Source organism: Paenibacillus sp. FSL R7-0216 (genome assembly GCF_037969915.1).
Lineage (GTDB): Bacteria > Bacillota > Bacilli > Paenibacillales > Paenibacillaceae > Fontibacillus > Fontibacillus rhizolycopersici.
In genome coordinates, this window is sequence record NZ_CP150222.1 from 3,482,829 (window position 1) to 3,505,403 (window position 22,575).

The following is a 22,575-nucleotide window of genomic DNA, read 5'->3' on the forward strand; positions in this document are numbered from 1 at the left end:
GGTAAACCTGACGTATCCTACCAGCTTCTGTCGCGTATTTTCTCGCTGCTTTCGATACTCTACATGAATCTGAACGGTTCGGTGTTGACCTGGGATACGTGCACGCGAGTTGCGTATTTGTCCTCTGTTAGTTTCTCGGTCATCCAAGCCGCAACGCGAGGCTTCATGATCTTCTCGGCATTGTGTCCCGGATCGACGATCGCGACCCCGGCCATCCAGGCATCCTGCGCGGTATGGTAATCCACATCCCCGGTCACGAGCACGTCCGCTCCACGGAACTGAGCGCTTTTCCAATATCGTCCTCCCGAACCGCCAAGGACAGCCGCTTTGCGAACCGGCCGGTCCAGATCTCCGACGACCCGAACCATCGGCACATCCAGCCGCGTTTTGACGCGCTCCACGAAGTCCCGCAGCGTAACCGGCTCCGACAGCTTGCCAACCCGCCCGAGTCCGAAAGTGCGCCCCTTCAGGTCCATCGAGTACAAGTCATAAGCTACTTCTTCATAAGGATGCTGCTTCAGCATCGCTTGGACGACCTTACTACGCAGGCTATGAGGAACGACCGTTTCGATGCGGATCTCCTCCACCCGTTCGAGCTTACCCTCGGTCCCGATATAGGGATCAGTGCCTTCCCCGGGCTTAAACGTGCCATAGCCCTCCAAGTTGAAGCTGCAATGGCTGTAGTTGCCGATATGGCCTGCGCCCGCGTTCAGCATAGCCTTCAGTACCTGCTCATGGTGGTCCTTCGGCACAAAGACGACAAGCTTATAAAGGTTGTCCGTATGCACATCTTCGAGCGAACCGGAGCTTTCGATTCCCAAGACCTCCGCCATCCAGTCGTTCATCCCGCCGTCTGTGACATCGAGGTTCGTATGGGCGATATAAACGGCGATATCATTTTTGATCAATTTTTCGTACACCTTCCCCATTGGGGTATCGCTTTGCAAATGAGGCAGCGGACGATAAATGATCGCATGATGGGCAATAATCAGATCTGCTTCCAGGGAGATCGCCTCATCTACGACTTCTTCATTAACGTCAAGCGCTACCAGGACGTTCCGAATCTCCTTTTGCAGGCTGCCCAGCTGGAGTCCGATTTTGTCTCCCTCCATCGCTACATGCTTGGGAGCCAATAGCTCCATGTACTGCACTACGGTTTGTCCTTTGGCAAACATGCCAGCACCTCCTTCAACTGTTCCGATAGCCGGGTAAGCTCCGCTTCCTTCTGACGGGACGTCTCCAGTGCCGACGTAGCAACCGATTGACGAATACTCTCCAGCTTGCGCAGCTCCGATTCCCATTTTGCGAAAAAGACTTCATTCGGAGCCGCCATTAATCTCGGCCCCATCAATAACTGAAGCTCGCGGGTCAATTTGACCTGACACCCCTCCAGTTCGCGTTCGCGATACAGCTCGTTGTTTTGTTCGCCCGCATCGGTCCGCGCTTCGGCCTTCATCACCTCGTATATTTTACCGTCTTCCTCCAGGATAGCCTCTTCGACCAAATACCAATCGTGCTTAAGCAGCCAGCGGCGGACAAATTCTCCGCCGACGTTCGGTTGCAGCACGAGCTGCTTTACGCCAACCAGCTTCGCTTGGCCTTCGTCTAGAATCGAAGCGATCAACGCCCCACCCATACCGGCGATCGTGATCGCGTCCACTTCGCCCGGGGCAATGACAGCAAGTCCGTCTCCTTTGCGAACGGAGATGCGCCCCGTCTCTCCGGCTTCGGCCACCTGACGGCGAGCCGCCTCGAGCGGGCCGTCATTCACTTCACCGGCGATAGCGAAGGCCGCCCGCCCGCTGCGTACCGCAGCCACGGGCAGCAGCGCGTGATCCGATCCGATATCGGCGAATCGGCAACCGGCCGGGAGCCAGTCGGCAATATGCTGTAATCTAGCTGACAATTTCATGAAGTAATCCACACCACCCATTTTTTACGTAGTCCAAACAAGAGGAGAAAAGCCGCAACGATCTTCATTAGGATCAGCGCCGGCATAGCTGCTATCTCGGCGTCCCGCAGTAGGAGAGCATCCGCTTCCGGCATACACCATAATGACACGGATACGGCAAAGAACACGGGAGCCATCGCTTTAAGCCGATGATAACCCAGCCAGCTCAGCCAGAAGAAGATTGCTGCCAACGGCAGCCAAAACACTTGCAGCATTCCCCAAGATGCATCCGGATTTAGTTGCCCGAGCAAAAAGGCATATAGCAGCATACCGCAAGCAAATCCGCAGTAACTGATGATACCAAACCGCAGCGCGTATCCCAAGACAAGCCAGACGAACCCGCAGAAAGCGATTAGCAGCGTCGTACCGATACCGGGCGGCCAACCCTGGATGGCAATGATCCAACTGCCGAAGCCTAGCAGCATTAAACTGCCAAGTCCGGCCATCGACATGGAGAACAGCGCTTTATCACGCCGATGATAAGCCGCAAGGGCATAGCAAGCCGCAGAAAGCAACAGCGTTATGGCGATTTGCAAACCCCAGGGAAAAACGTTAAAATAAAAAACAATAAAGAAAAAGAAGGAAATTATTCCAAATGAAAGGGACCAAAGTTTCAAGCTTCCCTGTTGAATCAGTGTATTTAGCGTGAAGCCTGAGCGGGGTGACGATCCCTCGGTCTGATCTTTATATAAGTTTTCCAGGAAATCGCAATATTGCTCGGGCAGCAGCCGACTTCTCCGCCAATGATCGATTTCCTTCAGGATGATCTTGCGTTTATCCTGATCCAACAGAACACCTTCTCCCATATGGTTGTTCACTTAGTCAACTTTAGATCACGAAGCAGAAACACAGATGCGACGGCTAACGGACACTAGAGCCGTTATTAACCTGATTCCAGGCAATTCCGAACTCTAACGGACTGTAGAGACCTTATTTCGGTCATAATCAGTTAAATAACCGTAAGGAAAGCCCAATAAGGCTTTTTGAGTCCGTTACAGCGAGAAATTGCCGGGAAATCGGCAAATAAGGTCTTTACGGTCCGTTAACGGCTACAAGCTAGCAACTGGCGCCCTATAGAAGAAACGGACACCTCATATAACAAAAATGACCTTACTGCTTAGCTGCAGAAGGTCAAGGTTGCAGGCGATCACGCCTATTCGAGGAAGTCCTTCAGCCGCTTGCTGCGGCTGGGATGGCGCAGCTTACGGAGCGCTTTCGCTTCGATTTGCCGGATTCTCTCCCGCGTTACGCCAAATACCTTCCCCACTTCTTCGAGGGTTCTTGTGCGTCCGTCATCGAGTCCAAAGCGTAATCGGAGCACGTTCTCTTCGCGTTCGGTGAGCGTGTCCAGCACATCTTCCAGCTGTTCTTTCAGCAACTCATAAGCCGCTGCGTCCGCCGGAGCCAAGGCTTCCTGATCTTCGATAAAGTCACCGAGATGGGAATCATCTTCTTCCCCGATCGGCGTTTCCAGCGAAACCGGCTCTTGGGCGATCTTCATGATCTCCCGGACCTTCTCTACGCTAAGCTCCATCTCCGCAGCGATTTCCTCCGGCGTAGGTTCGCGTCCCAGCTCTTGTAGCAGTTGCCGGGATACCCGAATCAGCTTATTGATCGTTTCGACCATATGAACCGGGATTCGAATCGTTCTCGCCTGGTCGGCAATCGCGCGGGTAATCGCCTGACGGATCCACCAGGTGGCATAGGTACTGAATTTGAAGCCTTTCTTGTGGTCAAACTTCTCCACGGCTTTAATCAATCCCATGTTTCCTTCCTGAATCAAATCCAGGAACAGCATGCCGCGACCGACATAACGCTTGGCGATGCTGACGACCAGACGCAGATTGGCTTCGGCCAAACGGCGTTTCGCCTCTTCATCCCCGTTTTCGATCCGTTTGGCGAGCTCCATCTCGTCGTCCGCCGACAATAACGGTACCCGCCCGATCTCTTTCAGATACATCCGTACAGGGTCATTGATCTTGATTCCCGGAGGAAGCGAGAGGTCGTCATCGTAGTTGAAATCGTCGCCCTCATGCGAGTTGTCTCCATCGCCGCGCCGGTGATCTTCGTCGCCGTCGCCTGTTACATCAATGCCAAGATCGGCTAATTGCTCAAAAAACTCGTCCATCTGCTCAGGATCTTGATCGAAAGGCGAAAGCTTCTCCATAATTTCTTTGTAAGTTAAGGATGACCTTTTCTTCCCTTGTTCGATCAATTGATCCCTTACCTGATCCAGCGTTAATTCCGTTTCTAGTTCAGTATGTTGGTCATTCGTCATATCTGGCTCCCTCCTCCCTAGAAACATCACCGAAAGTCCGTTCGTTTTACTGTCTCTCTAGGGCAATAATCTCACTTGCAATTTGTGCCGCACGCATAAAATCTCCGGCTCGTTCGGCCGATACCATTTCCTCTTTCTTGCGCTTGATCTGTTCGAGCAAAGGCACCTTCTGAATTTCACGAATACAATCGTCCAGCTCCTGCGTCGTCCATTCGGCTGGCGTATCCATCATCGCGATCGAAATGACCGTCTGCTCCAATCGCTCATCTTGAAGTGAGGAAATGAAATGACTAGCATCCGGGTTCTTCCCTTGTGCGTAATAGGCGTATAGATAAGCGGCAATCGCCACATGATCTTCGATGTTAAAGTTCGTCCCTAGGCGTTCGCCTACATAACGGGACACCTCTTCGTCCTGCAGCATGAAAGACAGCAGTCTTCGTTCCGCCGCATGAAAAGCGGGCAGCAACGTTGGCATGGATGCCTGCCCTTTTTTATGCCTACCATTATTCCACCTTTCGGGCTTATTATCCCCGGCATCTGCCTTTTTTTGCATAACCGTTCTCAGTTCGTTGCATTCCTGCTTTAAGCTGTCGAAGGAGACTTGCAAATCGGCGGAGAGTTCCTTTAGATAAATCTCGCGTTCGCTTGGGGAGGAAAGCGCCGCAATAATCGGCATCGCCTCTTTGATATAAGCGACTTTCCCATCTTCTTCTAGCAGTATATGGTTTTTTCTCAGATATATAAGCCTAAATTTGACGGAAGAAACCGCGCCGTCCAAAACTTGATGGCGGAACCGCTCGGCCCCGTACTTTTGGATGAATTCGTCGGGATCCAGCCCTTCGCTGAGCAATGCGATTTTTACCTGAAAAAAACCTGCGCCTTCAAGAATCGGAATGCTCTTCAACGCCGCAGCTTGTCCGGCGGAATCGCCGTCATAGCAGACCAACACTTCCTCGGCCATGCCACGCAAGATAGCCGCATGACTTTCCGTTAATGCGGTCCCCATCGTAGCCACGCCGTTATGAACCCCGGCCTCCCACGCGCTAATGACGTCGCCGTAACCTTCGAACAGGACAACTTGACCTGTTTTGCGGATCTCATTTTTCGCTTGATGCAAATTGTAGAGAACTCGGCTTTTGGTAAACAGCTTGCTTTCTGGCGAGTTCAAATATTTCGGTTGTCCGTCGCCAAGCACTCTTCCCGCAAACGCGATTACTTTCCCGCTTCGATTGTGTAACGGGAAAATCACCCGATCACGGAAACGATCCACGAAACCGGAACCGTCTTGCCTGGACGAGAGCAATCCACCCTTCTCCATCGCTTCCAGTTCAAAAGATCGTTTGTCCAAAAACTGAACGAGCGTATCCCATCTAGCGGGTGCGTAACCAATCTGGAACGTATCGATGGCTTTGTCGGTAAAGCCGCGGGATTTCAAATACTCCATCGCCGGCTTGCCGTATTCGGTGTTCTTCAGCAAGTAATGATAAAGCTTGGAGGACCATTCATGGGCCTGCAGCAGTTGCTCCAACTCTTGGTTACGCGGTGAATCACCGTAACCTCTCCCCTTATCCTCATAAGGGATGTGCGCCTCTTCCGCCATGATTCTGACTGCCTCGGGAAAGGTTAATCCTTCGATTTCCATCCTGAATTTGATGGCGTTCCCGCCTTTGCCGCAGCCATAACAATGGAAGATTTGCCGTTCGGGCGTTACCGTAAACGACGGGGTTTTCTCCGAATGGAACGGGCATAACCCCTTCATGTACTTCCCCTGTTTCGTTAGATGAACGTGCTTGCTGACCGTGTCGACGATATCGTGCTGACGCAGAACCGCCTCGATGACTTCCTCCGGAATGCCACGCCCGGTACTCATCCAAATCACCTTCATCTTTCACGCGTGAGAATCATCCAAAATGTCAAAATGACCGACATTTTGATGTTCTCGGGTGACACGTAAATAGTAATTCGCTAAAACTATACATTCTCCTGCAAACGTGACAAAAGTTTTGACAAAGCGTCCGTAAACCGTTCTCGGTCTTCGCCGGTAAACGGCTTCGGCCCTTTGCTGTGATGCCCTGCCCGCCTCGCCTTCGCTTGGTGGTGGCGGCGTTCTAGCAAATAGTCGATATTATCCGCATGGTAGACGTCGCCGCGCGGGGATAAACCGTAGCAAGCTCTCGCGATGACCAAAGCCGCCAGACCGTAGTCCTGGGTCACAACGATATCGCCCTTCTCCACATGGGCGGCGATATACAAATCAGCGCTTTGTCCGCTTCGATCAACCTGAACGATATTTACACCCGGCCCCGGTTGTAAGACATGATCATATGAAGCCACCATCAACACCGGCACGCCGAACCTGCCTGCAGTTTCGGCAATTTCCGCCTTTACCGGACAGGAGTCCCCATCGACGACGATTCGCATCCTCCATGCCTCCATGTAATACAATATAACCTCGAAATGGCCTAATCTAAACAAGCGTTACGCCGAATCTTATCGATTTATGCCGATAAGCGATGGATGGCTGACGGCAAGCCCTTCGTTTGCCGTCAGCCACACATTCGCTTTACTTTCCTTCTTCTATTATGCCCAAACCAGTTTGCCAAAATCGGCAAACGACTTGAGATCTTCATCAATCGCGGCCAGCAGTGCCAAGCGGTTTGTCCGGATGGCATCGTCCTCGGCCATAACCATAACCGCTTCAAAGAAGACCGTGATCGCTTCCTTCAAGCCGCCAATCAGCTCCAGCGCACCCGCAGCGTCGCGGGAAGCCAGCGTCTCCCGGTACTTCTCAGATACCGAACGCCATGCCTCGTAGAGCGTTTGTTCCGCCGGTTCGGAGAGCAAATCAGAACGAACCTTCTCGCCGGTGGCTTTTGCTGCGAGGTTACTCACGCGTCCAAACGATTCAACCGTCGCCTTGAAGTCTTCTTTCCCGTTAACCGCATCCATCAGCGCCTTGCCACGAGCCACCGAGGAGACGACATCGTTATAACCGGCCGACAGGACGGCGTCCACGACGTCATAACGGAGACCTTCGTCCGAAAGCGTCTTTCTGACGCGAAGTCCGAAGAATTCCATCAGATCCTTCAGCACTTCCTCTTCGCTGCGTTTAAGTCCGCGGAATTGCTGATGGGTTTCCAGCGCCAGCTTGAAGATATCGGTCAATGAAACGGACAGCTGGTGTTCGACAATAATCTGGACAATGCCCGCCGCTTGACGGCGCAGTCCGTACGGATCCTGGGAACCGGTTGGGATGATACCGATCGAGAAGCACCCGGCGATCGTGTCGATTTTGTCGGCGATGCTGACGATCGAGCCTACGGAAGAAGCCGGCACGGCATCGTCCGCAAAACGCGGCTGATAATGCTCGAAGACGCCTCGTGCAACGGCTTCGGGTTCGCCGGCTTTGCGGGCATAATCCTCACCCATCACCCCTTGCAATTCGGGGAATTCATAAACCATTTGCGTCACCAGGTCGAACTTGCAAATTTCCGCCGTACGCGCGGCAGCCTCCGCTGTCCCGGTATCGGTGCCAAGCATTGCCGCCAGCTTCTCCGTATTGCGGCGGATACGGCGCACTTTGTCCCCGATCGTGCCGAGCTCGTCATGGAACACGATGCTCTCGAGTTTGGACAACGCGTCCTTGATCGCCAGCTTCTGATCTTCTTCATAGAAGAACTTCGCGTCGGACAAGCGGGCACGAAGCACCTTCTCGTTGCCGCGGGCGATCACATCCAGCGAGGTGTTGTTGCCGTTGCGCACGGTCACGAAGTAAGGAAGCAGGTTTCCTTGTTCGTTCAGCACCGGGAAATAACGCTGATGCTCACGCATCGAGGTGATAAGCACCTCCTGCGGAATGTTCAGGAACGATTCCTCGAACGTGCCGAACAACACGGTTGGCGTCTCCACCAAGAATAGCACTTCCTCCAGCAAATCTTCCTTCACCGCGATATGCCAGCCCTTTTCCTTGGCCAAGGCATCAATTTGGTTCTGAATCAATTGTTGACGCTCGTTCACGTCCGCGATCACCTGCTGAGCGCGTAGCGTTTCCACATAAGCTGCAGGCTCTTCAATCACCGTTTCATTCCCAAGGAACCGGTGTCCCCGTGTCACGTTCCCGGACTTCACGCCAGCGATTTCTAGATCGATGATGTCTTTGCCGAACAAAGCCACCATCCAGCGGATCGGGCGAACGAATTTAAAATCGTAATTTCCCCAACGCATGTTCTTCGGGAAATTCATCGCCTGCAAAATCCCCAGCAATCCCTCAGCGACGAGGCTTGAGGTTTCTACGCCGATACGGCTCTTATTGACATAAACGTACTCCGTGCCGCCAACTTCACGGAATGTGAATTGCTCCGGACTCGCCCCTTGGCTTCGGGCAAAACCAAGTGCCGCTTTACTCCATTCGCCTTTTTCGTCCAAGGCGATTTTGCGCGAAGGTCCTTTGACCTCTTCATGCACGTCTTCCTGCTTCTCGGCCACATCCTTAACGAGAATAGCCAACCGGCGCGGAGTCGCATAAGCTTCCACCGCTCCGTGCTGGATGACGGATTCCTCCAGCCAATTGACCGTCCGCTCCTTCAACTGCTCCAACGCAGCGCGGATGAACCGGGCCGGCATTTCCTCCAAACCGATTTCGAACAGCAGATCCTTAGCCACGTGCAGCACCCCCTTTCTGAAGCATCGGGAAGCCGAGCTTCTCGCGTTCCTCCAAATAGGTCGCGGCAACCTGGCGTGCCAAATTCCGTACCCGCGTGATGTACCCCGTCCGTTCGGTGACGCTGATCGCCCCGCGGGCGTCCAGCAGGTTAAACGTGTGCGAGCATTTCAGCACGTAATCGTATGCCGGGAACACCAAATGCTGCTCCATCGCTTTGCCTGCTTCCTGTTCGTACATGTTGAACAACGTAAATAGCATTTTAACGTCGGAGATTTCAAACGTATATTTCGAGTGCTCAAACTCGGCTTGATGAAAAACATCGCCATACGACGTGCCGTCCACCCACTCCAAGTCAAACACGTTTTCCTTGTCTTGGATATAGGAAGCCAGGCGCTCCATGCCGTAGGTAATTTCCACGGCCACCGGGTTGGTTTCGATCCCGCCGACCTGCTGGAAGTAAGTAAACTGCGTCACTTCCATGCCGTCCAGCCAGACTTCCCAGCCGAGGCCCCAGGCGCCCAGTCCCGGATGCTCCCAGTTGTCTTCCACGAAACGGATGTCATGCTCCAGCGGGTTAATGCCGAGCCGCTTCAAGCTGTCCAGGTAAATTTCCTGGATGTTGTCCGGGGATGGCTTCATAATCACCTGGAACTGATGGTGCTGATACAGCCGGTTGGGATTCTCCCCATAACGGCCGTCGGCCGGGCGCCGGGAAGGCTCAACGTAGGCTACATTCCACGGCTCCGGGCCGATGGAACGCAGGAACGTCATCGGGTTCAGGGTACCTGCCCCTTTTTCCACGTCATACGGCTGCACGACGATACAATTCTGTTCTGCCCAGAACTGCTGCAGCGTCAAAATCATTTGTTGAAAGTTAATACTCATGGCGAACCTCATCTCCTAACCTTCAGGTTTGTTCAGCAAGCATGAGTTAGAGAGGCAATACAAAAAGCTCCCGCCTCTACGCCTGCTGTCAGACGTAGGGACGAGAGCTGTGAAGTGGTTGTTTAATAAGTCCGCTTTTGATCACGAAGTGAATCAAGAAGTAACACTTATTAATCTCGCACTGTTAAGTTCCCGCGGTTCCACCCTACTTGATTCGCCGAGGTCGCTTATCAGTGACCTTTGCCGACAAATCCGCTTTTCACGATCGTTCTTTTATGCTCCAGGGACGCCGTTTCACCAGACCGCCTATCCGGGCTCTCACCACCCCCGGTCGCTTAATCAGCCGTTGATCCTTAAGCTGACTTTATAGACTTTGCCTCGTTACTCTTCCCGTTCAACGCACAGAAATTCTTTTTTATCTTAACTAATTTTATCTCGTTCGTCAAATTTCATACTTATCCAATTGATCGAGAAAATGGAGGGATTTCAGCTTAAGCCCCAGCTGCATGTCCATAAAGGCACGCATTACCGTTTTTAACTCCTGCTTCGTTTCCTCTTTAACCTCCACGTTACCGAGCCTGCGCAGGTCCATTCGTTCGAACAATGTAAGCAGCTTGAGGACACCGGGCGTCACCTGCATCGCGGCTGGATCCTGATGACGGCAGCCTCGACACAGTTTCCCGCCCAATCGCGGGCTGACATAAGGCGAGTCGTCATTCCGGCCGCAAGAGACGCAATTCTCAAACGAAGGTCCGTAGCCTGCCGCCTGCAGGATTTTCATTTCAAACAGGTGGATAACGATCTGCGGATCCTTGCCGGATGATAAGCCTTCAAGACAAGCCTTCAGTTGGGTATACCAGAAGCTGCCGATTTCTTCATCCTGCAGCGTTTTATCCAGCAGCTCGCAGGCATACGAGGCGTATGCGGCCAAGAAAAGGTCTTCACGCAAAGAAAAGTGAGATTCGATAATCTCACCCTGGTTTAAGGTGCCCAAACCGCTGTTTTGACGGAAGAACACGTATTCTCCATGTGTAAAAGGTTGGGTCAGGGCCGCATGGCGGCTCTTGACCTTTTTGGCGCCGCGCACCAGCACCCCGATCTTACCGCTTGTTTCCGTGCATAATGTAATAATTTTATTGCCTTCCCCATAGTCCATGCTGCGGATGACGATTCCTTCCACTCTGTAGAGCATTCCATTTCCCCCAAACTCGCCTCTCCCGCCAGATCGTGTTACTCAGCCTCTTCCTCTATGATCAGCTCTTCAGCAGCCGCAACCTCCTCCTCGTACGGGCCACTGGCTTCTTTATAAAGCAAGTAAGCATCGACATCTCCAGTCATCGCAAAATACTTCCACGAAAAATCTCGCATTCGTATTCACCCTTTCTTCGGAAATGACGCCTGCATCTTCAAAGATAGGATGTGCCCAAGAGCGAGATCTATGCGTTGCAATAACTCCCAGTATAGACGATGTTCATAATGTCGATGAAATAATATCCTTTAGGAGTCCTTGTGGAAACCAAGGTCTTTTAGAATACGCTCCTGGTTGCGCCAATCTTTCTTGACCTTGACCCATAACTCGAGAAAAATCTTCGAACCAAGCAGGTTCTCAATGTCATGCCGGGCCTGCTTGCCAACTTCCTTCAGCAAAGACCCCTGTTTGCCGATGATAATCCCCTTCTGGGAATCGCGCTCGACGAAGATCACTGCGGATATATTCACCACGCCGTTCTCCTGGACACGCATGTCTTCGATCGTGACGGCAATGGAATGCGGCACTTCCTCGCGGGTTAGGTGCAGAATTTTCTCGCGAATCAACTCCGCGCAGACGAACTGCTCCGGATGGTCGGTGACCTGATCTTCCGGATAATATTGCGGGCCTTCCGGGAGATATTTGCCGATTTGCTCCAGCAACGTATTGACATTATTGCCGTGCATCGCCGAAATCGGCACGATTTCGCTAAACGAGTGAAGCTTGCTGTACTCATCGATGAGAGGCAGCAATTGCTCCGGCTCCACGCGGTCGATTTTGTTCAACACAAGGATGACCGGTGTGCGCAGATCCTTTAGTCGTTCAATGATAAAGCGATCCCCGCCGCCCAGCCCTTCCGCGGCGTCGACGAGGAATAACACCGCCTCGACCTCGCCAAGCGTGTTAAGCGCTGTCGTATTCATATAATCGCCAAGTTTGGATTGGCGTTTATGGATCCCTGGCGTATCCAAAAAGACGATCTGCATCGATTCCGATGTATATACGCCGTGAATTTTATTCCGCGTCGTTTGCGGTTTGTCGGACATGATGGCGATTTTCTGACCGATGATCTGATTCATCAGCGTCGATTTGCCCACGTTCGGCCGACCTACAATCGCCACAAAGCCGGATTTAAATTTTGCTTTTGCCATATTTGAGTTCCTTTCGTTATGACCTGATCAACGTTTCTGACCGCAAAGGTGCTTGATGTTCTATTTATCCGTGTTTGTACATGCCGAACCGCTCGCTAACGGACCGTAATGACCTTATTCGCTCAATCCCCGGTGATTTCCCAGTGTAACGGACTCCAAGGACCTTATCTAGCCTTCTAGTCGGTCATATTTGCCACTTTGTCCGAAATAACGGCTCCTGAGTCCGTTAGAATCTGACCGCACCCATATGCAAGCAAATAGCGGCCCTGGTGTCCGTTAGCGTTGCTCAACTGACGTCTTTGTGAACAGTATGGCGGGTTTGGGGTAACGAGAGCCGAAGGTTACCGCTCCTCCAGATGGGAGGGGGCAAATGCGTAAGGGAGCAATTCCCGCACCGTAGTCTGGCGGATGTCGCCTTTTAGATTGCCCAGTATGACGGGCATGTCCGGTCCGCATAGTTCCAGTAGAACTTGACGGCAAACGCCGCAAGGCGCTACCGGTTCCTCCGTGTCGCCTACAACCGCGATCGCCTGGAATGTTCCCGGCTTGTGTCCGTCGGCAATCGCCCGGAACATTGCGGTACGTTCCGCACAGTTCCCCGGGGTGTACGCCGCGTTCTCCACGTTGCAGCCGCGGTGAACATGGCCTTCGCTATCGAGGAGAGCAGCCCCCACGCCAAATCCCGAATAGGGAATATAAGCCGTTTTGCGGGCTTCAATTGCTTCTTGCATTAATTGACCGTAATCCATTCAATATCATCTCCTCAACAAAGGCAAATAAGTACGGGATATGTGGCGCGAATCAGTCTTTATCGCTGACCCAACCACTGCATCACTGGTTCGTAAAAAATCAAGATCCCGATCGCAGCCGCAAAAATCGCTGCGACCAGTACGGCCCCGGCCGCGGCATCCTTGGCGATCTTGCCAAGACGATGCCACTCCGGGGCTGCGAGATCAACAACGGCTTCGATCGCCGTATTGACAAGCTCAAGCGAGATGACCAAGGCGATCACAAATAGCAACAAGGCCACGTCTCTCACAGGGAGAGACAACGTAATCGCGGCAGCAATCACAATCACGGCCGCTACGCAATGGAACCGCACATGGCGCTGCATCTTGAACGAAGTGATGATCCCCTCCATGGCATAGCGAAAAGATGAGAACTCGCGGCGAGAAGGCTTCATCAACGCACAAGCCCGACCTCAGCGAGCGCCGCTTCCTGTTTGCCCATCATTTCCGCTTCGCTGGCAGCGTCCTGATGATCGTAACCTAGCAGATGCAAAAAGCCATGCACAAACAGGAATCCGATTTCCCGCTCCAGCGAATGGCCGTAATCCTCGCTTTGTGCCTTGGCCCGATCAACGGAGATAATAATATCGCCGAGCACATCGGTCAGATCGTCCAACTCCTCGTCTTCTTCGAGCTCATAGACGATTTCCATTTCCGATTCATCCTCCAGCGATTCGTTCATGGCGAACGACAACACGTCCGTCGGTCGGTCAATCCCGCGATAATCGCGGTTCAGCTCATGAATCGCCTCATCGTCCACGAACGTGAGGGCGACCTCGCCTTCGGTAACGCCCTCTGCTTGTCCGGCGATCTGCAGCACCCGATCCAAGAGATCGATCAACTCCTGCCCGATCTCCATTTTATCCTGCTCATTGCTCCAAGCCAGCTGTAGGCCCATTTACGTTTTGCCCCCTGTCCTTCTCCTCGTTCTCTTTACTCTTCTTCACTTCCTCCGGATACTCGATCCGGGAGTGGAAGATTCCCATGACCGTTTCCTTCAACGTTTGCGCGATCAAATCCAGTTCCCGCATGGTCAAGTCACATTCGTTAAACTGATGATCATCCAAACGGCTTTTGATGATCTTCTCAATCATCGACTCAACCTGCTCCACCGTCGGTTTACGCAACGAACGCACGGCCGCTTCCACACTGTCGGCAATACCGACCACTGCAGCTTCCTTCGATTGGGCTTTCGGCCCCGGATAGCGGAAATCCTCTTCAGTGAAATCCGGTTCCACGCCTTGTTCTTCCGCCAAACGAAGCGCCTTATGGTAAAAATAATGCAAAAACGTCGTTCCATGATGCTGCTCGGCAATATCCCGAATCGGCTTCGGCAGCTTATAATCCTTTTGCATCTCCACCCCGTCCCGGGCATGGGCGATAATGATCGATTTACTTAGCTTCGGATCTATAAAGTCATGAGGGTTTTCCATATTGTTCTGATTTTCGATAAAATAGCTCGGCCGTTTTGTTTTCCCGATATCATGATAATAGGAACCAACACGGCAGAGCAGGCCGTTCGCGCCAATCGCTTCAGCCGCCGCTTCCGATAGATTCCCGACCATGACGCTGTGATGGTACGTTCCCGGCGTTTCCGTCAGCAACTTGCGCAGCAACGGGTGGTTGGGATTAGACAATTCCACCAATTTGAGCGCCGAGAGAATCCCAAAGGTGACCTCAAAGAAAGGCATCAAGCCGATGACCAGAATCGTCGTTACCAATCCCCCAGCCACGGAGAAACCAAGCGCATACAACGTGCTGTTCTGCGTCCAGTCCTGATTATCGATCAGCTGCAACGTGAAGATCGACAACGCACCAAACAAGCAGATCATGATCCCCGCTTTGAGCAGCGTGGAACGCTGGCTAGCCCGGTGAATCGCAAAAATCGCCGCAAACGAAGTCACCAAAGCGAAGAAGCCAAATTGAAAATCAAATATTTCGCTTTGCTGCTGATTCAAAATGATACTAGCCAAGATGCTAAACAAGATCGAGCAAATGTACGCCAGCGGCAAGTCCAACAGCAGCGTAATCAACATTGCACCGGTGGCGATCGGAGCTAAATACCCGATATAAGCCTGCTGTTCCGTTTGCAGAATGTTGATGACATGCATAGATAGGATCGTGATGAAAATAATCAATAACAGCATGACGAACTGCGCATTGTTATATTTGAATCGGCTGGCACCTTCGGATTGACGGATAAACAACATCAGCCCGGTTGCCATCAGGAGGGACAGCAAAACGAGCCCGAATTGCGGCGAATAATTGACCTCATCCTTCAGCAGGCCGTTCTTCTCCAACAAGGTGTACATTTCCTGGGTAATTCTTTCGCCCTTTTGGACGAGAACGTCCCCTTGTTTGATATACACGGTTGGCGTATTCTCACGCGCTTCCACCTTTGCCGTCTTGGTTGCTTCTTCATCGTAGAACTTGTTGGCGGTAATCGATAAACGAGCCAACTCCTGCACGACTTCGCGGGCGGTCCGTTTGCTTAGGGAGCTCGTGCTGACCATTTCGGCAACTTTAGCTCGCGCCGCCTGCGCCTCGACGATCGGATCCGCCGTAAGACGGGCAACGATATCAGCGGCCACCGGCTTCATCTCGTTGATATCCTCCGCGGTTAAGCGGGGAATCTTGATGAATGTCTCCTCCGAGATATGATACTGCTGCTCGTCCACGCGTTGAGTGACTTCCTCAAACAAGGTCGGCGAGTAGACACTGGAGTTCCGGTTGTTCATGATGAAGTTCTGCACATAATCCTTGACGCGCTGCGGCAGTTCTTCCCGATAAATCTTGATCTTGTCATCCTCCGAGACCTGATCGTCCTGGTTCAAGCGGAAAATCCGATCCAGCATTTGCGCAACTAACGTTTCATTGCGTAACGGGAGGATGGTGTAGACCTGTCCGACCTTTTCAGCCGCCTCTTCCTGCGCCTTCAGCGTCGCCTTGGTGTCGGGAATGTCCATCGGCGCCATAATTTCCTTGTCGCTAGGCAAACCTACCGCAATGTCATAGGTTTCGGGTAGCAGTTTGGGCGCCAAACTGACATAAAACATAACGACAAGCAACGCAAACAGAACATAACGCACACCGGTGCTATGTTTCCATCCCGTAATTCTGGATTGAAACGCGCTTCTCTTTTGCTGATCGTTATTTGTCATAATAGACAGCCCTCCTGAACATGGTAAACCCTGAAGCGGCTAAGAAGCTTACCCTTGGTTTTCGGCAGCGCGGTCGTACGCCACAATAATCTTCTGCACGAGCGAGTGACGAACAACATCGGACTCCGTAAATTGGACGAACCCGATCTCTTCAATCCCGCTCAAAATGGCCTTTGCTTCCACCAGCCCGGACTTCTTCCCTTTCGGGAGATCGATTTGCGTCACATCCCCGGTGATAACCATCTTGGATCCGAAGCCAAGCCGGGTCAGAAACATCTTCATCTGCTCCGGCGTTGTGTTCTGCGCTTCGTCCAAAATAATAAACGAATCGTCCAGTGTCCGGCCCCGCATGTAGGCGAGTGGTGCAATCTCAATTAACCCGCGTTCCAGCGCTTTGGCCGTTTGTTCTGGACCCATGACATCATACAAGGCATCATACAGCGGACGCAGATAAGGATCCACCTTCTCCTGTAGATCGCCCGGCAAGAACCCGAGACTCTCCCCTGCTTCAACCGCCGGACGCGTCAAAATAATCCGTTTGACCGAACCTTCCTTCAACGCCGTAATGGCTAAAACAACGGCCAAATACGTCTTGCCTGTCCCGGCCGGGCCGACGCCAAAGACGACATCCCGTTTCTTGATCGTCGTGACGTAGTGCTTCTGACCAATGGTCTTCACCCGAATCGGCTTGCCGCGATAGGTTATGGCAATCTCGCCTTTATATAAATCAAGCAGCTGATCGGCACGGAAGTCCTTAGCTAGATCGATAGCGTAAAGTACGTCACGTTCGGTCAATATGTATCCGTTCCGGATCAGTTCAAGTAACACTTCAAACAACTGCTCTACCTTCTCCGCTTCACGCTGCTCTCCGCGGATGGTAATTTCCGATTCCCGCAATACAATGCTTGCTGGCAAATGCTGTTCAATTAATTTCAGAAACGAGTCCTGAGGACCAAACAAAGAAAGCCCTTCAGCTGCACTGTGCAGCGGTAATTTGATGTTCACCAGTTGTTCCGACAAATAGCCTCATTCTCCTTGATCATGTACTATCGGCACTTCTTCCGCTATGTTCTGCTCTACTTCGAAATGCACTTTTATATAAACTTTACCATTGTCGGCCTTCTCATGCAAAATTTTTTGATCCATAATGACGCTATCCGTGCCGTATTTCGCTAGGATATCACGTTTTGCACGCTCGATCCCCTCCTGCTTGGCTTGTTCTTCCGTCCGTTTCAACTCTAGCTCCGTCGTTTCCATGACCTTCTCCGTCATCCAACCGATCGGGAGCTTCCACCCGCGCCATGTCAACGGATCCTCGTCCGTCATCGTCTCCGACTGGGCGTAGGTGACCTTACCGTAACCGGTCAATTGGATGGCCGTATTGCCGAAATACAAATATCCCCGCTGCTTCCGCTCTCCCGTATATACCTTCTGTCGATAGACCTGCGGGACCTGAATATTATACTCATGCCAGACAATACCGCGAATATTCGCTTGAGGCACGACCGGCTTGCCGCCCTGGAATCCCGAAACCAGCACTTGTCCTTTCTTCACCCGATCGTTCTTTCCGACCTCCGGCTGACCCTTCTCCGCGTAAATATGCGTAATCACGGCGTCATGCTTACTCACGAGATGGCTCGGACTAACGAGCTTTTGGTCCTTTGGCTTCGTCGCTTCCACAACCTGAATCGTGATCCGCGTACCCGTGCGGGTAACTCCCACCCAGGAGGTACCCGGCAGCTTGCGGGTCAATTCTGCCGAGAGCTTGTCCTGATCCGGCAAACGAAAAATCCACTGAAACGGATAAATGCCCTCCTGTTTCGCCGCCTGAAGGACGTCATGAGCGGCGATTTCCTCATTCCCTTTCACTTCGACGTCCCAAACCAGGGAGGACAAACAAAAAATCGCCGCAACAAATAAGGCAAATCCGGCGATAAACCCCTTTCTTTTCCACACCCTGGCCAATACGAACGGCAGTCCGGAGCGCCCCCGAATCGACATTCGGCAGCCTGTCCGTTTCAACGGCGGCCGCAGGCGAAAGAAATCGGATAAAGATACCTTCATATCCATTTGCCCTCCAGGCAAGGGCTTAACATCCCAAACGTCGATACCCTGACGGGACAGCTCATTAACGAGCTGTTCGATCGATCCTCCGCGGACCCTGATGGTAACGATACCCCTCAACTGGCTTAAGGCCGGTGATTTCACGATTCATTCCTCCGTTCCACGATATTTGATGCCAAAAATCCGGCCTTCCACAACGACCTCTTCCGGCATGATGGCTTTAATGACCAGTTCGCTCCCCTCGACTTCCAACGTCCCTTGACTAAGCGCCAAATGCAGTGCCTCGGGAGAGAAGTGGATAACACCCCGGTGATTTTCTATATATAACTGCTGACCTCCAATTAAGGTGAGCCTCGGCAAATCGAATACAAGGTCGCTGGGCAGGTCGAGCGCATCAACCGTCCATTTGCGTATTTTGCGGACAAACCGGCTCATATGAGGCAATCCTCCTTCCCCTACTGTACAAATTATGCGGCCCTTCCGTGATTTATGAGAAAGGAAAAGAGCAACAAAAAGCCAAGGCTGCTCCGGCGGGCATCCTTGGCTTGGATACGATGAAAACAATGAAAAAACACCTTCTACGAATGACTTCATAGAAGGTGTTTGTCTCTCGAAGTTATGGCAAAAGCTGTTGAACCGTCTGGTTTACGAGTTTGCCGTCTGCCCGGCCTTTAACCTTGGGCATCAGCGCGCTCATCACTTTCCCGATATCGGCTTTCGAAGAAGCACCGGTTTCCTGGATGGTCTGCTGTACAATGACTTTAATTTCTTCTTCGCTTAGCTGTTCGGGAAGGTACTCAGCAAGGATCTCCGCTTCCGCTTTCACTTGCTCGGCAAGATCGTCACGACCCGCTTTCTCAAATTCTTGGAGGGCATCTTTGCGCTGTTTGATTTCACGACTTAGGATATCAAGCACTTCATTATCGTTCAAAGTTCTTTTCAAATCTATTTCAAGATTCTTCATCGTAGCACGAACCATTCGAATGGTGGAGAGCTTGAACTTGTCTTGACTCTTCATCGCTTGCTTCATATCTTCGTTCAATCGCTCGCTAAGATTCATCGCTGATTAAATCCTCCTAAAACTTTCTCTTACGAGCAGCCTCGGACTTTTTCTTGCGCTTTACGCTTGGCTTTTCATAATGCTTACGTTTCTTCACCTCAGCCAATACTCCATCTTTCGCGATGGAACGTTTAAAGCGACGAAGTGCAGCATCAATTGTCTCGTTTTTGCGAACTTTAGTTTCAGACACCAGTTTTCCCTCCCTCCGACCAGACCGTCCAAGAGCATAACACGGTTCATCAAACTTCATTATAGGGGAAAGAGAAATAGGGTGTCAACCTGAGCGCCCGCATTTTTCTCTTCCAATTTCTAAAAGGAGTTCTAGAGCGCGTGCGAGTCCGAGGATTGCACCAGCGCACCCAGCTTAGCGCCCCCGATGAGATGGTAATGTAAATGCGCCACCGCTTGTCCGCTGTCGGGTCCGCAGTTGTTGATCAGACGGTATCCGCTGTCTGCTACACCAAGCTGTTTCGCGGTTTCCTGAGCAATTCGATGCATCTCGCCGATCAAGGCAAGATCTTCCGAAGCAACGTCGTTCATCGAGGCGATATGCTTCTTAGGAATGATCAGCACGTGAACGGGAGCAGCCGGCTGAATATCGTGAAAAACGAGAACGCGTTCATCCTCGTAAACCTTATTCGAGGGAATCGAACCTTCAACGATCTTGCAAAATAAACAGTTGTCCATTGGAGAGCCTCCTAAACATATTCTTTGCTAAAATTCATCATACCGAAAATAGGCAAAAAAAAGAAGCACCCTGCCGCCTCAATAATGAGTTGGCTGGTCGCACGGACGTATTGGACGGAAAATCGCGTAACGCTCTCTGTCACCAATACGTCCGGCGGGGTGCTTGCAAATATGATGTCGGCTAACTGTAGTATAACAGCAGGGTGATACTGTATCTGTGATGTACATCACGAGTAAATAAGTTATTTATGGATTTGAATTCAAGATTCGACGCCGAATCCGCTTCATCGTTTACGCTTCATGATCAAAAGACGACTTTTGAACTACTTTATATGAAATTGCGTGTGTCGTTGTTGCGTCCGATCTTGTAGGCCGCAAGCAAGAAGAAGACTAGGGCGAACGCGGCCAGTACGGACAGGTTAAACCAGATCCGGGCAAGACCTTCGCCTTGCTGCAGCGTTTCGATCGATTGCAGTACCCAGTGCTGCGGCATAAATTCGGATACCTGCCGCACCGCCGCAGGCATGATCTCGCTCGGGAAGAAGCAGCCTGCGAGCAAACAGGTCGGCGTAATGATAATGTTCTGCAATGCGCCAGAGACTCCGCTGTTTTTGGAGAAAGCAACGATGACGAGAGACAGGCTGATCGATACCAGGGAGAACAACATCAGAAGCAGGGCCATTCGCCCGAACGGAATTCCGGTATCGATCCGGAACACCTTTTCCAAGAATAACAGAGTCAATATAATCTGCACCGCCATCACGACTAAATTCACGATAATGTTGGCGATCACGAAATTTCGGGCGTTGATCGGCGAGGAAATGACACGGAAGAAGGTGCGGTCCTCTCTGCTCTTCAGAATCAACTCCGACAAATTTACCGCCGACATCATCATGAACATGATCAGGAAGCCGATCGTTTGATACGTCATTGCCTGCTTCTTCTCCGCGGAGCTATCGGCCGACTGAACGGTCAGCTTCATGCTGGGGTTCTGGTAATCTGCATAAAGACGGGCAAACTTCGTCTCGTCCCCCTGGGCCGCTCGGCTAAGCGCGGCCAAATTCCCGGTATAATTGTACAGCATCGCTTTCATGTACGCGGTAACCTGTGCTCCTTTGACCGATTGGATGCCGATATGGTCAGGCTTACCCGTAAGAATGCTTTGCGAATAACCCGCAGCTAGCACAAGACCGCTGTCCAGTTTCCCGGACGCAAGTTGTTCGCGAAGTTCCGTCTCCGTTACTTTCGTCAACCGAATCTGGTCCAGCCCTTCCAGAAACCGAACCGTATCCGCAGCAATCGTCTCATTCCCGTCCTGATTCACGACGCCTACCCTGAGGCCGGTCTCTCCAACGTTGCCGTACATCAGCATCGTTAACAAAATTCCGGCTAGCGGCAAGCCAACATACAAAATCAAATTATTGCGTTTTCGAAACGTCGTTCGCAAGATATGGGAAGAGAGCCACCAAATGTCCTTGATCATGTTACAATCCCTCCTTACGTCGCATCATCCACGCTGCCGCAGCCAACAAGACGATGGCGAGACTCAAGTTTAAAGCCACGACCGGCCACATCACCGACACCTGATCGTTATAGATAATCCGTGTGATCGCTACGTTAGCCCACCGGATCGGCGATAGGTTCGCCGCATAACCGATAACACCCAAGTCTTCATCCGCCCCCATTGGAAAATAAGCTCCGCCGAAAAATGACGCTACCTGAGTCAGGATCATGAGTACGCCCTGCGTAGCCGCATCTTTCAAGACATAGCTTACGGCCAGACCTAGACTGACGCCCATAACGACCTCCGAGCCCAAGACGGCTAGGACGGCAGCCGGATGATTTCCCCAATAAGCCTGAAAGGCGAATTTGCTGAACAGAATGAGGATGAGTACGCACAGCATGTTAATCACGAGGTTGCCAAGCACCTTACCGGCGAAAATCTCCCCTTTGCCTATCGGGGACGCCGCAAGCCGTGTGCTGGTTCCCTGCCGGATCTCCCCGGAGATCAGCCGGCTGGCGGAAAGCGAACTCCACAAGGCGATCATGGAGGTCATGGCCAACGCGTAATAATCAAGCGAACCCGGCTGGCGATCGGCCGTGATCGACGTCTCCTTGATATAATCCCTCGTTTTCATTGAACTTGCGGCCATAGCCGCGGCTGCCTGGCCCGGTGTATTCTTCTCAATGGCTAGAATTGTATTGTATTGCTCCGCAAAGGCAGCCATCATGCCTTGCACAACATTGCTCTGAATCGCATTCCGGCCGCTTAAATAAAGCGACATGCCTTGACGCCCCAATTCTACGTATTCGTCGTAATGGCCCTTCTCGACCTCCGATCGGCCGTCTATTTCGGTTGCGAGCGACTCGAATGACAACCCCATGTCGGCGGTTTCTTTGACAAAGATTCCAAAGGCCTGAGTTAAAGCCGGATTTTCACCGTTATCCCGAACCAGCACGCGGATATCCCCCACCTGGGCCGTACCCCCGAAGGCGTTCGACAGAGCCGTGCCCAGAATCAACATCAGCACGATCGGAAACGCCAGCATGAACACGAGCGTCCAACGGTTGCGCGTCTCCCTCTTGAGTTCTTTGAGCGCGATGGATAATGTATTCATTCTTCTGATCTCCTCCTTAA

23 protein-coding genes are annotated in these 22,575 nt (G+C 52.0%); all 23 read right to left on the reverse strand.

From position 1 onward, the window contains the following. Window positions 1–59 precede the first annotated feature (59 nt). A complete protein-coding gene (locus MKZ15_RS16035; RefSeq protein WP_339816905.1) occupies window positions 60–1,175 on the reverse strand; it encodes a Nif3-like dinuclear metal center hexameric protein in 1,116 nt (371 codons plus the stop codon). After that, entirely contained in the window at window positions 1,151–1,912 is a 762-nt protein-coding gene (locus MKZ15_RS16040; RefSeq protein WP_155608722.1) for a class I SAM-dependent methyltransferase, read from the reverse strand. Before MKZ15_RS16040 ends, MKZ15_RS16035 begins: the two co-directional genes overlap by 25 nt. Continuing rightward, complete coding sequence (locus tag MKZ15_RS16045; RefSeq protein ID WP_193416373.1) at window positions 1,909–2,739, reverse strand: hypothetical protein; 831 nt, start codon at window positions 2,737–2,739, stop codon at window positions 1,909–1,911. The genes MKZ15_RS16040 and MKZ15_RS16045 overlap by 4 nt, the downstream gene beginning before the upstream one ends. Window positions 2,740–3,104: 365 nt before the next feature. Then, complete coding sequence (gene rpoD, locus MKZ15_RS16050; RefSeq protein ID WP_155608720.1) at window positions 3,105–4,229, reverse strand: RNA polymerase sigma factor RpoD; 1,125 nt, start codon at window positions 4,227–4,229, stop codon at window positions 3,105–3,107. A gap of 46 nt (window positions 4,230–4,275) precedes the next feature. Continuing rightward, complete coding sequence (gene dnaG, locus MKZ15_RS16055) at window positions 4,276–6,099, reverse strand: DNA primase (RefSeq protein ID WP_155608719.1); 1,824 nt, start codon at window positions 6,097–6,099, stop codon at window positions 4,276–4,278. Window positions 6,100–6,200: 101 nt separating this feature from the next. After that, the gene (locus MKZ15_RS16060) at window positions 6,201–6,650 is read right to left on the reverse strand and encodes a YaiI/YqxD family protein (protein ID WP_239483591.1); all 450 of its coding nucleotides are present in this window, start codon (window positions 6,648–6,650) and stop codon (window positions 6,201–6,203) included. A gap of 159 nt (window positions 6,651–6,809) precedes the next feature. Continuing rightward, window positions 6,810–8,891: a glycine--tRNA ligase subunit beta gene (gene glyS, locus MKZ15_RS16065; protein WP_339816907.1), complete on the reverse strand. Its 2,082-nt coding sequence runs from the start codon at window positions 8,889–8,891 to the stop codon at window positions 6,810–6,812. Further along, the gene (gene glyQ / locus MKZ15_RS16070) at window positions 8,884–9,771 is read right to left on the reverse strand and encodes a glycine--tRNA ligase subunit alpha (protein ID WP_193416576.1); all 888 of its coding nucleotides are present in this window, start codon (window positions 9,769–9,771) and stop codon (window positions 8,884–8,886) included. Before glyQ ends, glyS begins: the two co-directional genes overlap by 8 nt. Window positions 9,772–10,219: 448 nt before the next feature. Next, window positions 10,220–10,969, reverse strand: coding sequence for a DNA repair protein RecO (gene recO / locus MKZ15_RS16075; RefSeq protein WP_155608716.1), 750 nt, complete (start codon window positions 10,967–10,969; stop codon window positions 10,220–10,222). Window positions 10,970–11,007: 38 nt separating this feature from the next. Continuing rightward, window positions 11,008–11,145, reverse strand: a complete 138-nt coding sequence (locus MKZ15_RS16080) for a YqzL family protein (RefSeq protein WP_155608715.1) — start codon at window positions 11,143–11,145, stop codon at window positions 11,008–11,010. A 129-nt stretch (window positions 11,146–11,274) separates the two neighbouring features. Beyond that, complete coding sequence (gene era / locus MKZ15_RS16085) at window positions 11,275–12,177, reverse strand: GTPase Era (RefSeq protein ID WP_193416375.1); 903 nt, start codon at window positions 12,175–12,177, stop codon at window positions 11,275–11,277. A 341-nt stretch (window positions 12,178–12,518) separates the two neighbouring features. Continuing rightward, window positions 12,519–12,926, reverse strand: a complete 408-nt coding sequence (locus MKZ15_RS16090; protein ID WP_339816909.1) for a cytidine deaminase — start codon at window positions 12,924–12,926, stop codon at window positions 12,519–12,521. A 59-nt stretch (window positions 12,927–12,985) separates the two neighbouring features. Next, on the reverse strand, window positions 12,986–13,360 hold the full coding sequence (locus tag MKZ15_RS16095; protein WP_339822448.1) for a diacylglycerol kinase family protein: 375 nt from the start codon (window positions 13,358–13,360) through the stop codon (window positions 12,986–12,988). Beyond that, window positions 13,360–13,863 carry an rRNA maturation RNase YbeY gene (gene ybeY / locus MKZ15_RS16100; RefSeq protein ID WP_155608712.1) on the reverse strand — a complete coding sequence of 168 codons (504 nt, stop codon included), beginning with the start codon at window positions 13,861–13,863 and terminating at the stop codon, window positions 13,360–13,362. The genes MKZ15_RS16095 and ybeY overlap by 1 nt, the downstream gene beginning before the upstream one ends. Then, window positions 13,835–16,126, reverse strand: a complete 2,292-nt coding sequence (locus MKZ15_RS16105; protein WP_339816912.1) for an HDIG domain-containing metalloprotein — start codon at window positions 16,124–16,126, stop codon at window positions 13,835–13,837. The genes ybeY and MKZ15_RS16105 overlap by 29 nt, the downstream gene beginning before the upstream one ends. A 48-nt stretch (window positions 16,127–16,174) precedes the next feature. Continuing rightward, complete coding sequence (locus MKZ15_RS16110; protein ID WP_155608710.1) at window positions 16,175–17,146, reverse strand: PhoH family protein; 972 nt, start codon at window positions 17,144–17,146, stop codon at window positions 16,175–16,177. Window positions 17,147–17,152: 6 nt separating this feature from the next. Then, on the reverse strand, window positions 17,153–18,334 hold the full coding sequence (gene yqfD, locus MKZ15_RS16115; protein WP_193416376.1) for a sporulation protein YqfD: 1,182 nt from the start codon (window positions 18,332–18,334) through the stop codon (window positions 17,153–17,155). Between the two features lie 3 nt (window positions 18,335–18,337). Further along, window positions 18,338–18,625 (reverse strand): sporulation protein YqfC, encoded by a 288-nt coding sequence (gene yqfC, locus MKZ15_RS16120; RefSeq protein ID WP_155608709.1) that lies wholly within the window; start codon window positions 18,623–18,625, stop codon window positions 18,338–18,340. A gap of 181 nt (window positions 18,626–18,806) precedes the next feature. Next, the gene (locus tag MKZ15_RS16125) at window positions 18,807–19,250 is read right to left on the reverse strand and encodes a GatB/YqeY domain-containing protein (RefSeq protein ID WP_155608708.1); all 444 of its coding nucleotides are present in this window, start codon (window positions 19,248–19,250) and stop codon (window positions 18,807–18,809) included. A 16-nt stretch (window positions 19,251–19,266) separates the two neighbouring features. Then, window positions 19,267–19,440, reverse strand: a complete 174-nt coding sequence (gene rpsU, locus MKZ15_RS16130) for a 30S ribosomal protein S21 (protein WP_005547957.1) — start codon at window positions 19,438–19,440, stop codon at window positions 19,267–19,269. 131 nt (window positions 19,441–19,571) lie between these two features. After that, a complete protein-coding gene (locus MKZ15_RS16135; RefSeq protein WP_155608706.1) occupies window positions 19,572–19,937 on the reverse strand; it encodes a histidine triad nucleotide-binding protein in 366 nt (121 codons plus the stop codon). Window positions 19,938–20,265: 328 nt separating this feature from the next. Beyond that, on the reverse strand, window positions 20,266–21,420 hold the full coding sequence (locus MKZ15_RS16140) for an ABC transporter permease (RefSeq protein WP_155608705.1): 1,155 nt from the start codon (window positions 21,418–21,420) through the stop codon (window positions 20,266–20,268). A gap of 1 nt (window position 21,421) precedes the next feature. Further along, window positions 21,422–22,555, reverse strand: coding sequence for an ABC transporter permease (locus MKZ15_RS16145; RefSeq protein WP_339816914.1), 1,134 nt, complete (start codon window positions 22,553–22,555; stop codon window positions 21,422–21,424). Between the last annotated feature and the right edge of the window lie 20 nt (window positions 22,556–22,575).

Excerpts from the sequence above, each read along its gene's own strand:
- MKZ15_RS16035 (WP_339816905.1), bottom strand. The coding sequence starts at position 1,175 with ATGTTTGCCAAAGGACAAACCGTAGTGCAGTACATGGAGCTATTGGCT.
- MKZ15_RS16040 (WP_155608722.1), bottom strand. The coding sequence starts at position 1,912 with ATGAAATTGTCAGCTAGATTACAGCATATTGCCGACTGGCTCCCGGCC.
- rpoD (WP_155608720.1), bottom strand. The coding sequence starts at position 4,229 with ATGACGAATGACCAACATACTGAACTAGAAACGGAATTAACGCTGGAT.
- dnaG (WP_155608719.1), bottom strand. The coding sequence starts at position 6,099 with ATGAGTACCGGGCGTGGCATTCCGGAGGAAGTCATCGAGGCGGTTCTG.
- MKZ15_RS16060 (WP_239483591.1), bottom strand. The coding sequence starts at position 6,650 with ATGCGAATCGTCGTCGATGGGGACTCCTGTCCGGTAAAGGCGGAAATT.
- recO (WP_155608716.1), bottom strand. The coding sequence starts at position 10,969 with ATGCTCTACAGAGTGGAAGGAATCGTCATCCGCAGCATGGACTATGGG.
- MKZ15_RS16080 (WP_155608715.1), bottom strand. The coding sequence starts at position 11,145 with ATGCGAGATTTTTCGTGGAAGTATTTTGCGATGACTGGAGATGTCGAT.
- era (WP_193416375.1), bottom strand. The coding sequence starts at position 12,177 with ATGGCAAAAGCAAAATTTAAATCCGGCTTTGTGGCGATTGTAGGTCGG.
- MKZ15_RS16090 (WP_339816909.1), bottom strand. The coding sequence starts at position 12,926 with ATGGATTACGGTCAATTAATGCAAGAAGCAATTGAAGCCCGCAAAACG.
- MKZ15_RS16095 (WP_339822448.1), bottom strand. The coding sequence starts at position 13,360 with ATGAAGCCTTCTCGCCGCGAGTTCTCATCTTTTCGCTATGCCATGGAG.
- ybeY (WP_155608712.1), bottom strand. The coding sequence starts at position 13,863 with ATGGGCCTACAGCTGGCTTGGAGCAATGAGCAGGATAAAATGGAGATC.
- MKZ15_RS16105 (WP_339816912.1), bottom strand. The coding sequence starts at position 16,126 with ATGACAAATAACGATCAGCAAAAGAGAAGCGCGTTTCAATCCAGAATT.
- yqfC (WP_155608709.1), bottom strand. The coding sequence starts at position 18,625 with ATGAGCCGGTTTGTCCGCAAAATACGCAAATGGACGGTTGATGCGCTC.
- MKZ15_RS16125 (WP_155608708.1), bottom strand. The coding sequence starts at position 19,250 with ATGAATCTTAGCGAGCGATTGAACGAAGATATGAAGCAAGCGATGAAG.
- MKZ15_RS16135 (WP_155608706.1), bottom strand. The coding sequence starts at position 19,937 with ATGGACAACTGTTTATTTTGCAAGATCGTTGAAGGTTCGATTCCCTCG.
- MKZ15_RS16140 (WP_155608705.1), bottom strand. The coding sequence starts at position 21,420 with ATGATCAAGGACATTTGGTGGCTCTCTTCCCATATCTTGCGAACGACG.
- MKZ15_RS16145 (WP_339816914.1), bottom strand. The coding sequence starts at position 22,555 with ATGAATACATTATCCATCGCGCTCAAAGAACTCAAGAGGGAGACGCGC.